The organism is Streptomyces sp. GC420, assembly GCF_009916105.1.
Taxonomy (GTDB): domain Bacteria; phylum Actinomycetota; class Actinomycetes; order Streptomycetales; family Streptomycetaceae; genus Streptomyces.
Window position 1 is genome coordinate 1 of the sequence record NZ_JAAAXQ010000203.1, and the last position, 14562, is coordinate 14562.

Sequence of the window (14562 nt, forward strand, 5' to 3'; positions counted from 1 at the left end):
GTGGTCTTCGGCGGGGCGGGCGGTTCAGGTCTTCGGCGTCAAGGCGTTGCCGACGTCTTTCCAGTCGTCGAGGAAATCCTGGCCCTTGATGTCGTCCAGGCTCTCGTTCTGGGCTTCACCCATGTCCTTGACGGTTTTGATCAGCTCGTCGTCGATCTCCGTGAAAAGGGTCTTCTGGGAGGACAGGATCTTCGCGAGGGAGCCGGAGCACGACGTCAGGTACTTGATGAACGGTGTGGCGTTGACCGGTGTCTCTTCCTTGTCGTCGTTCTGCGCCAGCCTCCCGAACTGCGGGCGACTGACGGCGAAGGGGTCTGCCGGGTTCTCCAGTGATCTGGAGAGCAGAACCATGGTGGTGTTCGCGCCCGTGCCGGGCGCGGTGCTCGTCAGGATCTCCAGTTGCCTGATGAACGCCGCGATCCCGTGGACATCGTCCTTCCTGAACTTCTCCAGGTGATCCTTGTCGAGATGGGACAGATCGATCTCTTCGGCCACGGTCTCTCTCCCGGACGGCGGGCGCGGGTGGGGATGCCCCGGCGCCACCGGCCGTCGCCGGTGGCGCTGTCGGCGTCAGGGTCAGCGGACGCGCACGTTGGACCACTGGTCGGCGCTCAGGTTCTCGTGCCGCTTGTAGATCTCGCTGATCTGGTTCAGCAGGGCGCTGTGGCTCTGCAGAATGGTGCTGAGGCTTTCCGAGGCGCCGTTCCACTCGTCCTGCTTCTGCCCGTAGACGGTGGCGTCCGCGCCCTGCCAGGCGCCGCGGAGGCCGGCCAGTTCCTCGTTGAGCGCGGCGACGGTGTTCTGGATCGCCCGGGTCTGCATCCGCATGTCCTCGGCGGCGCGGTCGACGTGCTGGTACTCGACGTGGATGACACCGTCGGTCTTGTCGGCGTAGAAGTCGGGCATGAAGGGCTCCTCGGACGGCGGCTGATGAGAGACGGCAGGCTGGCGAGAGCTGATCGGAGAGGTGGGGCGAGGGGCAGCCGGCTCAGGGGTTGAGCCTGTTCTGGGTGCTCTGGGAGATCGACGTGCGCCTGGCCGCCTCGATGAAGTCGTTGATCTCGGCCTGGGTACGGGCCTGCGCCTGCCCCGTCTCCGTCAGCGTCTGCATCATCTCGCCCATGCTCCTGGTGATCACGTCCACCCGGCCGCTCCACTCGTTGAGCAGGCTCTGGAAGGCCGCGCCGTCGGCGCCGCCGTAGGCCCTGATGAGGCCCTCCATGACGGTCTTCACGTCGTTCTGAGCCCTCGTCACTCCGTCCCTGGCCTGGAAGAGGGCGTTGTAGCCACGCTGGTTCTCACTCTGGTTCGAACTCTGGGTGTTACCGGGAGGCGGAGTCGCCATGGCGGGTTCCTTGTCTGGCGCGCGGCAATGAGAACTGACGAGCGTGAGTCGAGCACTCGTCCACGTGGCGCTGATGCTAGGGAGCGCTGAGTGGCTGGTGCAACGAACTCCGGTGTCATTTGAGCTACATCTGATGTTCGGCCGCCCGGTGTGACCTGCGGGAGCCGAGAGGCTGCGGGAGAACCGGGCCGCGATCAGCCGCAGTTCGACTCGTTCGACTCCAACACACTTGCCATCGAAGCGGGTTGACGACCCGTCGCGGTCGCGACGTCCAGTCGCGGTCCTGTGGGCAGCATGTCCAGCAGCCTGGACGGCACGGCCTGGGCATGCCCGCCCTTCAGCCCCAGCCGCTCCACCGCGGTGGCGTCCGGCAGCCGGTACTTCACGCCCACATCGGTGACCAGGTACGTCGTCGTTCCGCGTACCCCGCCTCCGGCCCCGAGCGCCTGCGCCAGCACGCCGCCGCCGGGACGGACCGCGACCGCGTCCACCGGCAGGCACGCCCGGGCGATCTCGGGACCGGCGGCCGGTGAGGGGAGGTTCCCGGTCTCCCGCACCAGCGCCAGACGGACCCGGGGGGCGGTGCCCTCAGGCTGGACCTGGGCGCACAGCGCCGAGCCGGCGGCGACGGCCCGCACGCCCGGCGCGCGGTCGGGCCAGTCCGCCGGGTCCGCCGTGGTCTTCCCCGCGGCGGCCTGCCGACGGGTCAGCTCCTCGGCGGTGAGCGCCAGCGGCTTCGCGGTCCTGCCCGCGTACGCCTGCTCCGCGGTGCGGTCGTCACCGAGGACGAGGGCGGCCGCCAGCGGAGTGAGCGGGCGCAGCCCGGCCTTCTCCAGCAGGAAGTACTGCTCGGCGGCGCCGGGGGAGGACAGCGCGAAGACCTGGCCCACCCGGGCCTTCACGCCGCCGACGGTCCCCGCGGCCGTGCCGCGGTCCTCGACCTCGGGGGCCACCAGGTCGGCACCCGCGGGCAGGCTGTCCAGGAAGGCGGCCGAGACCGGGGTCGGGACGGCTCCGGAGTAGCCGAGCGACTGCGGGGCCCCGTGCCCGCCGATCCGCAGCCGGTGATCGCCCCACAGCAGGTGCCTGGTGCCGTCCGGGCCCGCGACGAGCAGGGCCCACCGTCTTCCGGGGAACGCGCCGCCGGTCGCCGCGCCGATGCGCAGCGAGGTACGGGCCTTGCGGCTGCTGCCGTCCGGACCGGTGCGCCGCGGTTCGTCGGCACAGACCTGCCAGGCGCCCTTCTCCAGGTCGCCGGGGGCGGGCAGTGAGTCCGGGGCGCCCGGGATGCCGACGGGGGTGCCGTGCGCCTCGCCGCTCAGGGAGGCGGCGGAGACCGTGACGGTGCCCAGCCGGCTGCCGGAGATGAGGCGGGCGGAGGCGTAGTTGCGCACCGGGCGCAGCCGGCCGTCGAGGTACAGGTAGCGCGTGCCGGTGTCCTTCTGCACGATCAGCGCGTTCGCCGTGCGCCAGGACTTGGTGCCGGCCGGGGAGATCAGCCCGAACAGCAGGAAACCGACGACGAGTACCACGCCGAGGCCGATGCCCCAGGCCAGTCCGCGGTTGGTGCGGCCGACGGGGCTCTCCGGAGCGTCCGGGTCATGGCGCAGCATGCCGCTGGTGAGCCGGCCCATGACGAACATGTGGGCCTGTACCTGGTCCTTCCTGGACTGCATGGCGTGCCCCCGTCAGCCGGACACGGCGCGCATGTCGCCGTAGACGCCGAGTACCCACAGGGCCAGCGGGATCAGCGCCACCGCCGTACAGGTCTGCAGGATGTCACCGGCCCGGCCCCAGTGGGGCAGGAGCCGGCGGCCGGGCACCGTCCAGGACATGACCGCCGCGACACCCGCCAGGGCGAGCAGTGCGACCAGCACGAACGGCCGTTCCTCCGGGGAGAGTCCGGCCGCCTCGGACAGTGCGGCGAGGACGAGGCCGTACAGGCCGGGCAGGAAGACCGCCGGGCGCTGCCAGACATGGCCGATGCCCCGGGAGTGCAGCAGCAGGAGCATGCAGAGCACCCAGGAGGTGACCTGGGCCGCGGTGTCCGGGTCGTCGAGGAGCAGTGCGGTGAGCACGGCGGCGCAGACCAGGCCGACCGCCCCGTACAGGGCGGTCATCCACTCCTCGGCCAGTGCGGTGCGGTCGACGACATGCCCGTGCGGGTGCGGGTCGATGCCCTCCTGCAGCTCCTCCGCGTTGGAGGGCAGGACGGGCAACCGCAACCCGGACAGCCGGAAGGACAGGCCGGGGACAAGGCCGCCGACGGCGACGGCGAGCACGGCCACCACGCTCGCCGCGGGCCCGATTCCCACGTCCAGCGTGAGCATCAGCGCCCCCCACACCGCCCCGGCCAGGGCGATCACCGCCACCGACAGCAGCAGCGGGACGAAGGCCGCCACCGCGGCCACGGCCAGGACCGAGCCGCCCGCGGCCGCGGCGGACGCGGCCAGCAGGCGGGCGCCGCCCAGCTGCCCCCCGCCGTCCGCCTCGCCGACCGGGAGCAGGGCACCGGCCAGCGCCAGGTAGAGCGGTACGAAGACCCCGAGCGCGGCTCCCGCGGCCGAGTCGCCGACCGCGCGCGAGGCCGCCGCGGCACCGAAGAGAACCAGCAGCCCCGTGATGCCGGCGACGGCGGCCGGGGCCGGTCCCGCACCGCCCGGCAGGGCGCACACCACCCAGCCGGCCGCGAGCAGCAGTACGGCGGTGGCGCGCAGCATCCGGCGGCCGGTGCGGCCGTCCCAGCCGTGGGGGCGGTCGCGCATGCTGCCCGCGACGCCGTCCACCAGGTCGTCGAAGTGGATCGCGGGCAACCGCTCCGTGCGCGGCCGCAGATGGAGCATCTCCCCGTCTCGCAGGGACAGCCCCTCGGGCGTGCTCTCCTCGTCCAGCGGGTCCTCGCCGAGGCGCTGCAGGACCCAGCCCTCGTGCTCGATCCCCTGCTCCGGGAGTTCCTCACCGGCGTGCTCCAGGAGGGTCGGAAGCAGGTCGGCCAGCGGGACGTCGACCGGCACCGCGAGGTCGAGCACGCGCTGAGGCGTCTTCACCGTGAGTCGGCACAGACCGGGGCTCGATATGCCCGATGTTTCAGTCATGGCAGGTACAGCACCTATCCAGGGGCCGGGGTACCGGAGGGATTCAGTGCACACTACCGTGACCACACATCAGGTCACAGGCGCCCCATGACTGTCCGTCAGCACCCGGCGCGAGTAGGGGGTTCCGCCTCCCGCGGCACTTCTCGCGGGCGGGGAACCGGACGTGCCGAGCCCGAGGAGACACCCAGCGTGAGCACCGTTCTGTTCCGCCGGCCGGCCCGCAGGCGCGGTCCCGACATGCCCGACGGAGAGCTTGCCCTCCAGGAGCCGCCCACGCTGCCGGAGGCAGAACCGAACACGTCCGCCATGTGGACGTACCTGCCGATGGGCCTCACCTCGCTGGCCATGCTCATGATGTTCCTGCGCCCGGGCCAGGCCACCGCCTTCAGCTACATCGCCATCGGGCTGATGCTGCTGTCCTCGGTGGCGATGATCGTCGCGCAGCTCATCCGCACCGCCGGTGAACGGAAACGGAAGCTCAAGGGCGTGCGGCGTGACTACCTCCGGTATCTGGCCCAGATGCGCCGCAGGATCCGCTCCACCGTGGCCGCCCAGCAGAAGGCCCTGGTCTGGCGCCACCCGGCGCCCGGCAGCCTGTGGGCGGTGACCGGCACCAGCAGGCAATGGGAGCGACGGCCCTCCGACGACGACTTCGCCGAGGTGCGGGTGGCGGTCGGCGACCAGAAGCTCGCCATGCGGCTCGCGCCCCTGTCCACCAAGCCGGTGGAGGACCTCGAACCGCTGTCCGCGCACGCGCTGCGCAGCTTCATCCGGGCCTACGGCACCGTGCCCGGCCAGCCCATCGCCCTGTACCTGCGTGCCTGGTCGCGGGTGGTGATACGAGAGGAGGGCGAGGGCGGGCAACGGGGCCGGGCGCTGCTGCGGGCCATGATCGCCCAACTGGCCGCCTTCCACGCGCCGGAGGAGCTGAACATCGCGCTCTGCGTGAGCGACGAGCGGCGCGCCGAGTGGGAATGGCTCAAGTGGCTGCCCCACTCCCAGCACGCCTACCAGCGGGACGGCGCCGGACAGGCCCGGCTCGCCGCGGCGGACTTCCAGGCACTGGAGGAACTGCTGGGCGCCGACTTCACGCAGCGCCCGCCCTTCGACCCGGACACCCCGCCGGGGCGGGACGAACCCTTCACCCTCGTCGTGGTCGACGGCGGAGCCGTCCCCTCCGGGCACCGCGTCACCGGGCCCGGCTACCGCAACACCGTGCTTGTGGACCTCGGCGGGTCCCTCGCGTGGAAGGCCGCCCGGGGCACTCTGCGGCTCCGCCTCGATCAGGAAGGGCTGCACCTCGTCCGTACCGACAGGGAACGCAAGGAGCAGGTCACCCTGCTCGGCCGCCCCGACGGCCTCGGCCCGGCCGCCGCCCGCACCCTGGCGGCGCGGCTCTCCCCGTACCGCCTCGGTGGTGTCGCCGCCGCATCGGAGCCCTTCGTCACCGACACGGAGCTGACCACCCTGCTCGGCATCCCCGACCTGCGGCGGCACGAGCCCGCCCGGCTCTGGCGCCACCCCGTCGAGGGGCGTGGGCGGCTGCGGGTACCCATCGCCGTCGGCGAGGACGGCACGCCCGTCGAACTCGACATCAAGGAATCCGCGCAGGGCGGCATGGGCCCGCACGGCATGCTGATCGGCGCCACCGGATCCGGCAAGAGCGAGCTGCTGCGCACCCTCGTCCTCGGTCTGGCGCTCACCCACTCCTCCGAGACGCTCAACCTCGTCCTCGTCGACTTCAAGGGCGGCGCCACCTTCCTCGGCATGGACGAGCTGCCGCACACCTCCGCCGTGATCACCAACCTCGCCGACGAGGTCGCCCTCGTCGGCCGGATGCAGGACGCCCTGCACGGCGAACTCATCCGCCGTCAGGAACTGCTGCGCAGGGCCGGCAACTACGCCTCCGTCCTGGAGTACGAGCGGGCCCGCGCCGCCGGGACTCCGCTGGCGCCGCTGCCCAGCCTGTTCGTCGTCGTCGACGAGTTCAGCGAACTGCTGGCCGCCCACCGCGACTTCATGGAACTGTTCATCATGATCGGCCGGCTCGGCCGGTCGCTCGGGGTGCACATGCTGCTCGCCTCCCAGCGGCTCGAGGAGGGCCGCATGAACCAGCTGGAGGGCCACCTCTCCTACCGCATAGGCCTGCGCACGTTCTCCGCCATCGAGAGCCGCGGCGTCCTCGGCGTCCCCGATGCCTACCACCTGCCCTCGCAGCCGGGCAGCGGCTACCTCAAGAGCGGCGTCGAGGCCCTGACCCGCTTCCGCGCCGCCTACGTGTCCGGCACGTACCGGGCTCCCCGCCGGGGCGCCCACCGCGAGCAGATCGCCCGGCAGGTGGTCTCCTGGGGAACCGAGTGGGTGGTGCCCCACACTCTGCCGGCCGCTCCCGACCCCGTCCCGCAGAGCGAACCGGAAGCCGAGGGGAGCCTGCTCGGCCTGGCCCTGGACCGGCTTCGTGACAGCGGACCGCCCGCCCACCAGGTGTGGCTGCCCCCGCTGGACACCCCGCCCGGCCTCGACTCCCTCCTGCCGCCGCTGACCCCGGACCCCCGCTTCGGGCTCACCGCGGCGGGCTTCGCGGACCGCGGACGGCTCCGGGTTCCGGTCGGCGTCGTGGACCGCCCCTTCGAGCAGGTACGGGACCTGCTCACCGTCGACCTCTCCGGTGCCGGAGGCCACGTCGCCGTCGCGGGCGGACCGCAGAGCGGCAAGAGCACCCTGCTGCGCACGCTGATCTGCTCCCTGGCCCTCACCCACTCCCCGCGCGAAGTGCAGTTCTACTGCCTGGACTTCGGCGGCGGCGGCCTCTCCTCGCTCGCGGGTCTGCCGCACGTCGGCGGGGTCGCCGGCCGTCTGGACCGCGAGCGGACGTCCCGAACCCTCGCGGAGGTCACGTCGCTCCTCAACCGGCGCGAGCTGTTCTTCCAGAAGGAGGGCATCGACTCGATGTCCGCCTATCGCAGGCGGCGCGCGGCGGGCGAGTTCGCCGACGAGCCGTTCGGGGACGTCTTCCTCGTCGTGGACGGATGGTCCACGGTGCGCAACGACCTCTTCGACGACCTCGGCGTCTTCGGCGAACTGGCCTCCCGCGGCCTGAACTACGGGGTCCACCTCGTGATCGCCACCTCGCGCTGGGTGGAGGTCTCCGCCTCCCTGCGCGATCAGATCGGCACACGGCTCGAACTGCGGATGGGCGACCCCATGGACTCCGCCATCGACATCCGCAAGGCCGGCACCGTACCCACCTCGCCCGGTCGCGGCCTCAGCCCCGACAAGATGCACTTCCTCACCGCCCTGCCCCGCATCGACGGGCAGGAGCGGACCGAGGACCTGTCGGAGGCGCTCGCCGACCTCGTCGAGGCCGTCGCGGAGAGCTGGGACGCCCCACCGGCACCTGCGGTGCGGATGCTTCCCGCCCGCCTGCCCGCCGCCGCGCTTCCCGCCTCCGAGCAGCCGCTGCGGGTGGCGATCGGCCTCGACGAGGCGGAACTCGCCCCCGTCTGGCACGACTTCGGCCAGAGTCCGCACCTCTACCTGGTCGGTGACACGGAGAGCGGCAAGACCAGCGCTCTCAAGCTCCTGGCCCAGCGGATCATGGCGACCCACAGCCCCGACGAGGCGAGTTTCCTGGTGGTGGACTACCGCCGGACACTCGTCGAGGCCATCCCGGAGGAGTACCGGCTCGGGCACGCCGTCTCCGCGGACCCGCTGCGCGAGTACGTGGACGGCGCGGCCCGCGCGATGGCCGACCGGCTCCCCGGGGAGGACATCTCCCCGGCGCGGATGCGCCGCGCGGACTGGTGGAACGGGCCGCGCCTCTTCGTGTTCGTCGACGACTACGAGATGGTCGGCTCACCCTTCGAGAACCCCTTCGAACCACTGCTCGGCCACCTGCCGCTCGGCTTCGAGGTCGGCCTGCACATGATCGTCGCCCGCGCCTCCAGCGGCGCCGGCCGGGCGGACCCGCTCGTGCGCAGGATGACCGAGGTCAACTCGTCGGCGCTGCTGCTGTCCTGCCCGCCGTCGGAGGGGCACATCGTCGACGGCGTCAAGCCGCGTATCCTGCCGCCCGGCCGGGCCCAGAGCGTCGTCCGCCGCAAGACCCGGCTGGTCCACCTCGCCCTGCCCGAGCCCGCGGAGGAGACGGCCGGGCAGGGTTAGGGCATGTTTTGAAAGTCCCGTCCGGCTGGGGGCGTCCGGCACTCCCCCGTGGCCCTCCGGGCGCGGGAGGCACCCCCACGCGGCGTTGTCGGTCGTCGGCGCAGCCCGCTGCGCTCTCCTTCCTCCGCCTTGCGATCGCACGCACCGGACGCCCCCCAGCCCCGCCCTGCGGGCGGACGACGCGACTTTCGAAACACGCCCTGGACGTGTCCCCCGGCGGTACCGGTCCCGCGAAGCCGCCCGCGATCGCCGGGCCCCCGCCGACCGCGGCCTTCGAGCCCGCAGGCGGTGCGGGGCTCGGCCGTCACCCGCCTGGCGGCCCTTCCCATGGCCGGCGACACCCGCAAGCACCCGTCCGGCCTCGCTGCGCGGCGGAGCCCGCGGCGGCACCACGCCCGGCGGGGACACCGGCCCACAGCACGAGCCGCGTCGGGCGGATGGCGCGAGGGGCCGGGCACGGGGCCTGCAGCCGTCCTCGCCCGTGCGGCGGTCGGCGTGCGGGCGGTCGCCCGGCGGAGCCACGAGGCGGTCCTGCCTCCCAGCCGGTCCGGTGACCGTCACGGGCACGCGCGCGGCATGGCGGGGGAGCCGCCTCGCGCACACCCTGATGCCCGGAAGACCCGGCTCGGGAAGAGCCCTTCCGGAGCGGAGCCGGGCGGGAGGCCCCCGCGGCGGGAACCACGCCGTCAGGCGAGCGGCCGACCTTCGGCGTCGAGCCGTCCCGGGCGCCAGCGGCGGGCCCGGCCCCGGGGCAGGACCACTGCGAGGACGGACACGAGCAGGATCGTCCCCGCCGCGACGGCCGTCACGAGATAGGCGGTCGACCGCGCTCCCGCCGTCTCCGGCCGCTCGGGCAGGCGGACCGGGTCCCGGTCCGCGGCCGCCGCCGGAGCCTTGCCGGGGGCGACCCCGGCGACCGCCCCGTACGGGTCGAGTGCGGGCAGATCCCCCGGATACGCGCCTGCCAGCAGCCGCTCGCGCACCTCGGCGGCGCTCAGGCCGGGATGGTACGCGCGCACCAGGGCAGCGGTGCCCGCGGTGATCGCCGCGGCCAGCGAGGAACCCGACGCGGTCCACTTGCCGTCACCCACCGGGCCGGGCCCCACCAGGGCACTCCCCGGGGCGGACAGGTCGGCGTGCCTGTAGGCCGGTGCGGAGTCCGCCCGCGTGCCCTGCGGCCCGGTGTCGAGCACCGCCAGCGCCTGCGTGGGGGCCACGGGCGCGGCCGGTGCCTCGGACAGCCCCGGCGGCGGGCCGTCCGCCGCCGCCGGCACGATCACCAGGGCGTCCTGCGCGCGCGCCGCGGCCATCGCCTCGCGCACCCGCCGGTCGGAGCCGTCCAGGGGCGCGGCCACCGTGATGACGTCCGCACCGGCCTCGGCGGCCTTCCGCACCCCGGCCGCCAGTCGGCCCGTGTCCGGATCGCCCCGCTCCCCGGTACCGCGCACGGCCAGGATCCGCGCGTCCGGAGCCACCCCGGAGAAGCCCTGGCCGGGGATCGACGCCCCGGCGACCAGACCCGCCTGGAAGGTACCCCGGCCCACACAGTCCTTCCCCGCCGCGCCCAGTGCCCGCACCCGGCCCGCGAGCACGGCCGGCTCGTCACTCACCCCGGTGCCGACCACCGCCACCGTCACTCCGCGCCCGCGCGACAGACGCCAGACCTGGTCCAGCCCCAGGGTGCCCCGGGTCCACGGAGCCGCCGCCGTGTCCTTGCCCCGTACGGACGTGCAGCCCTGGCCGTCCCCGAGCCGGTCAGGCATGCCCGGCAGCGTGGTGCCGCCGTCCTCGGCGGTTCCCGCCACCGCGACGGGCGCCGGTCCGGCCAGCGCCACGAGGGCGGTGACACTCAGCAGCAGACGGGTACGGCGACGCATGGGACGTCCTCGGTTCGGGCCGCCGCCCGGCGGGGCGGGGCTTGTCGTCGGTCGGTCGGACCGGGCACCGCGGGGCACGGGCCCCGGGCTCAGCGCTCCGGCAGGTCGTCGGGCAGCAGCAGCCGCAGATCGTCCAGGCTCGGCGCCGCTACGTCGCTGAGCCGACGTGCCTGACGGGTCATCATGGTCTCAAGCGTCTGGCGCGCGAGACGGGCGTTTCCGAAGGCGCGGCCACGCGGGATCGCCTCGAAGTACGTCCGCAGCGCCGACGCCGCACCCGGGGCGCACTCGTAGCCGTTGTCGGCCGCGTGCCGGCGCACGATGGTGACCAGTTCGTCCGAGGAGTAGTCCGGGAACTCGATGTGCCGGGTGAACCGCGAGGCCAGCCCCGGGTTGGAGTTGAGGAAGCGGACCATCTCCTCCGTGTATCCGGCCACGATCACCACCACCTCGTCACGGTGGTCCTCCATGAGTTTCAGCAGCGTGTCCACCGCCTCCTGACCGAAGTCCGAGGAGGAGCCGGACGTCCGCGGCGTCAGCGTGTACGCCTCGTCGACGAAGAGGACACCACCGAGGGCGCGCTGGAAGACCTCCTTGGTCAGCTGTGCCGTGTGCCCGACGTACCGGCCCACCAGGTCGGCCCGGGCCACCTCCACCAACTGCCCGCGCGGGAGCACGCCCAAAGAGGCCAGCAGCTCGCCGTACAGACGGGCCACCGTGGTCTTCCCGGTCCCGGGCGGGCCGGCGAAGACGAGGTGGTTGCTGATCCGGGGGGCCGGCAGCCCCGCCGCGGCCCGGCGCCGCGCCGTCACCAGCAGATTGACGAGGTCGCTCACCTCGCGCTTGACCGCGGCCAGACCGGTCAGCGCGTCCAGGCGCAGCAGCGGGTCCTGGCCGCCCGCGCTCGCGGCGGCCGGGGCGGGAGCCACGTCCTCGGCGGTCAGCACGGCCAGATCGCGCTCGCCGACATCGCCGCGTGCGGCCAGCCGGGACGCCTGCCGGTCCACCATCTCCTCGAAGACCTTCCGCGCGGTGCGCCCGTTGCCGAATCCGGCGTCACGGGGCATCCGCTCGAAGTGCGTGCGCAGGGCCGAACGGGCCGGCCCGTCCAGCTCGTACCGGTGTGCGGAGCACATCCGCTCCACGATGGTGACCAGCTCCTCCGAGGTGTAGTCGGAGAACTCCACGCTGCGGGTGAACCGCGAGGCCAGACCCGGGTTCGAGGCGAGGAAGTCCGTCATCTCCCTGGGATAGCCGGCCGCCACCACCACGATGTCCTCGCGGTGGTCCTCCATCAGTTTGACCAGCGTGTCGATCGCCTCCCGGCCGAAGTCCGCCCCCGAGCCGGCGGAGTCCGACAGCAGCGTGTACGCCTCGTCGATGAACAGCACCCCGCCGAGCGCCCTGTTGAAGGTCTCGGTCGTCTTGATCGCCGTCCCGCCCACGATCTGTGCGACGAGATCGGCCCGTGAGACCTCCACCAGATGGCCCGAGCGCAGCACCCCGAGTTCGGCGAGGATCGAACCATAGAGGCGGGCCACGGTGGTCTTGCCGGTGCCCGGAGGGCCCGCGAAGACCAGGTGCCGGCTCATCGGCGGCGCCGGCATGCCCAGACCGGCCCGGCGCTGCGCCACGCGGTTCAGGTTGATCAGCGTCAGGACCTGGTCCTTGACGTCGTCGAGGCCGATCAGGGACTGCAGCTCCGCCACCGCGCCGCTCTCCGGGCCCGCACCGGACGCGGTCACGAAGGCCGCCCCGCCCGGCAGCCGGCCGTCGCCGGCCGCCTCCGCGTCGGCGGCGCTGCCCCAGGCGTCCGGGGCGCCGTTGCCGGTGCTCGTCAGCCGCTCCACCGCGAGCCGGTCGCCCGGTACGGACTGGCGCAGTCCGCTGCCCCGGTTGTCCCGAAGCGTGCAGCCGATCACCGACACCGGATCCGGACCCGCCACCCGGACTCCGTCGCCGGCCGAACCGGTCACCTCGCAGGAGTTCAGGGACGCCCTGGCACCCGCCGCGACCAGCACTCCGTGCTCGCCCGCGTCCCGCACCCGCGATCGGGCCGCCGCCAGCTCGCCCTGCTCGTCGACCCGGACGCCCACGGCCGGGCAGTCACTCACCTCGGTGTCCCGCAGGGTCACCGAGCCCAGAGCGCCCACCTGCACGCCGGCCCCCTTCGCGGCCCGCACCCGGCCCTGCCCGACGTAGAGGTTCGCGTGACCTGACACGTGGAGCCCCACGCCCTCGCACTCCTCGATCAGGCAGTCCTCCAGCCGCCCGCGGCCGTCCGCCAGGACCTCCACCCCGTGCCCCGCGGAGCGCGCCACGGTGGTGCGCCGCAGCAGCGGGTTGGCACGCGCGCGGATCAGGACACCGCTCCCGCCGCTGCCGGTCACCTCCAGCCGGTCGATCTCCGCGGCGCAGTCCTCCTCCAGCAGCACTCCGGTCCCCTCGGCCTCACGGACCGAGGTCCCCGTGAGCACCGGGGACGAGAAGCCGGTGACGCGGATCGAGGAGTCCCGGGCGGCGACGAACACGCACTCCTCGAACGTCCCGCGGCTGCGCTCCGTCACCAGCAGCCCGTGCCCCGCCGTCCGCTCCGTACGGCAGCGGCGAACGGTCGGAGAAGAGCCGGCACCGACCACGAGCCCGTGCCCGGTGGTGTTCCGTACGGTCACGTCCTCCAGGACGGCCGCGCCGGAGGTGCTCACGAAGACGCCCACCATCGAATCCGTCACGCTGGAGCGCGCCACGGTGACCGTGCTCCCCTCCTCCGCGGCGATCCCGGGCTTGTCGGCGGCGGAGATCGCGCACTCCTCCACCAGCACCTGGGCACGGCCGTTGGCGAGGACGCCGTTGCCGCGCGCGTCGCGGAGGCTGCCCGCGCGCACCGAGAGCCTGCCCTGCTCGCCGGCGACGACGGCGGATGTGCCCAGGTGCTCGACGACGCACTCCTCCAGGAGGCTCTCCACCGCCGACGTGGTGACGACTCCGGCGCCCTTGGGGTTCTCGATCCGGCACTGACGGACCGCCAGCGAGCCGGCGCCCCGGGCGAACAGCGCCGCCCAGGAGGCGCCGTACACGTCGCACCGGTCGAGCAGGAGCTGCCCACGCGGGACGTCCACCACAGGCAACTGGTCATCGCCGCCCCGCAGCACGAGGGAGGTCACCTTGGCCGAGTCGCAGGCCAGGGTCAGTGCCGAGCCCCGCGGCGGGGCCAGCTCCACGGTTCCGCGGCCCTCCGTGCTGGTCAGCGTCAGGGAGGTGGCGAGCGTGATGCTCTCTTCGTAGCGCCCGGGAGCGATGCTGATCACGGCACCGGTGCGGGCCACGCGGAGAGCCTCGGAGACGGTGCGGCAGTCGCCCGTCCCGTCCGGCGCGACGGTGAGCAGCTGGCGTGACACGTTCTGACCTCCCGGGCGCCCCGGCGCCGTTGCGCTGCACAGCGTCCGCGCGCTACCGGGGCGGGTGGAACTGACGTACTCATCATGCCTGTTGGGGCCGTGGGCACGCCACCGCCGTCCTTGGCGCGACCGCCTCTTGCGCAGTCGTCCGCGGGGCCCCGACAGGGCGCCGGTGGTGAGCACCCGTTTCGGCGTCGGCTCCGGAAGTTCTTCGGGGATTGACCCGTCACCCTTCCGTCCGCGTCCGGAGGCTCCCGGTCGGCCGAACGCCGGACTCTTTCCGGGAACCGACGCCACGTGGTTGGAGTTCAGTCGAGCCAGGCGAGTGGGTCTTCCTCGTCCTCCCCGGATGCCCGGACCGTCGTAAAGGTGAGAGGGATCCCCAGCTCTGCAAGACCTGCAAGAACGTCTGGCGAGATGTGCAGTCCCGATCCTGACTCGGCAACGCCTGACACATCGATCTTCACCGACATTCCCGCTTTCCGTGGCCCGTCGAGCACCGGCTTGCGGGGGCCGAGGAGCCCGAGAAGTTCCGTGGCCTGGTCGTCGGCGCTTGTCGAGTATCGCTCGTCGACGGTAAGCGTGGCCCAGCCGGGGCCGGAATGGATGTCCACCCCGTCGGACGAAGAGAACTCTTCACTGTCGGCGAGTTGCAGCTCGGCAAGCAGCATCCAGTCCCAGGG

Annotated in this window: 9 protein-coding genes; 1 reads left to right on the forward strand and 8 read right to left on the reverse strand. The window is 73.1% G+C overall.

Annotated elements, in window-relative coordinates; translation table 11 throughout:
• Positions 1-24: 24 nt before the first annotated feature.
• The 5 genes from GUY61_RS23165 to eccD all read right to left on the reverse strand — a co-directional run bounded on the left by GUY61_RS23165 (position 25) and on the right by eccD (position 4440).
• Positions 25-495 carry a type VII secretion system-associated protein gene (locus tag GUY61_RS23165; RefSeq protein WP_166632162.1) on the reverse strand — a complete coding sequence of 157 codons (471 nt, stop codon included), beginning with the start codon at positions 493-495 and terminating at the stop codon, positions 25-27.
• Between the two features lie 81 nt (positions 496-576).
• Positions 577-906: a WXG100 family type VII secretion target gene (locus tag GUY61_RS23170; RefSeq protein ID WP_166632163.1), complete on the reverse strand. Its 330-nt coding sequence runs from the start codon at positions 904-906 to the stop codon at positions 577-579.
• 82 nt (positions 907-988) lie between these two features.
• Complete coding sequence (locus tag GUY61_RS23175; protein ID WP_166632164.1) at positions 989-1345, reverse strand: hypothetical protein; 357 nt, start codon at positions 1343-1345, stop codon at positions 989-991.
• A gap of 194 nt (positions 1346-1539) precedes the next feature.
• The gene (gene eccB, locus GUY61_RS23180) at positions 1540-3021 is read right to left on the reverse strand and encodes a type VII secretion protein EccB (protein WP_166632165.1); all 1482 of its coding nucleotides are present in this window, start codon (positions 3019-3021) and stop codon (positions 1540-1542) included.
• Between the two features lie 12 nt (positions 3022-3033).
• A complete protein-coding gene (eccD, locus tag GUY61_RS23185; protein WP_166632166.1) occupies positions 3034-4440 on the reverse strand; it encodes a type VII secretion integral membrane protein EccD in 1407 nt (468 codons plus the stop codon).
• 189 nt (positions 4441-4629) lie between these two features.
• On the opposite strand from eccD, the gene eccCa reads away from it, so the two are divergent.
• Positions 4630-8604 carry a type VII secretion protein EccCa gene (gene eccCa / locus GUY61_RS23190; protein WP_166632167.1) on the forward strand — a complete coding sequence of 1325 codons (3975 nt, stop codon included), beginning with the start codon at positions 4630-4632 and terminating at the stop codon, positions 8602-8604.
• 686 nt (positions 8605-9290) lie between these two features.
• Here the strand turns inward: eccCa and GUY61_RS23195 are convergent.
• The 3 genes from GUY61_RS23195 to GUY61_RS23205 form a co-directional block, all read right to left on the reverse strand.
• Entirely contained in the window at positions 9291-10481 is a 1191-nt protein-coding gene (locus GUY61_RS23195) for a S8 family serine peptidase (protein ID WP_166632168.1), read from the reverse strand.
• A gap of 89 nt (positions 10482-10570) precedes the next feature.
• Complete coding sequence (locus tag GUY61_RS23200; protein WP_166632169.1) at positions 10571-13879, reverse strand: right-handed parallel beta-helix repeat-containing protein; 3309 nt, start codon at positions 13877-13879, stop codon at positions 10571-10573.
• A gap of 308 nt (positions 13880-14187) precedes the next feature.
• The coding region (locus tag GUY61_RS23205) for a hypothetical protein (RefSeq protein WP_208106348.1) at positions 14188-14562 on the reverse strand (375 nt) is incomplete at its 5' end.

Bases quoted from the DNA above. Each gene is read 5' to 3' on its own strand.
- GUY61_RS23195 (WP_166632168.1), bottom strand. From the start codon at position 10,481: ATGCGTCGCCGTACCCGTCTGCTGCTGAGTGTCACCGCCCTCGTGGCG.
- eccB (WP_166632165.1), bottom strand. From the start codon at position 3,021: ATGCAGTCCAGGAAGGACCAGGTACAGGCCCACATGTTCGTCATGGGC.
- GUY61_RS23170 (WP_166632163.1), bottom strand. From the start codon at position 906: ATGCCCGACTTCTACGCCGACAAGACCGACGGTGTCATCCACGTCGAG.
- eccD (WP_166632166.1), bottom strand. From the start codon at position 4,440: ATGACTGAAACATCGGGCATATCGAGCCCCGGTCTGTGCCGACTCACG.
- GUY61_RS23175 (WP_166632164.1), bottom strand. From the start codon at position 1,345: ATGGCGACTCCGCCTCCCGGTAACACCCAGAGTTCGAACCAGAGTGAG.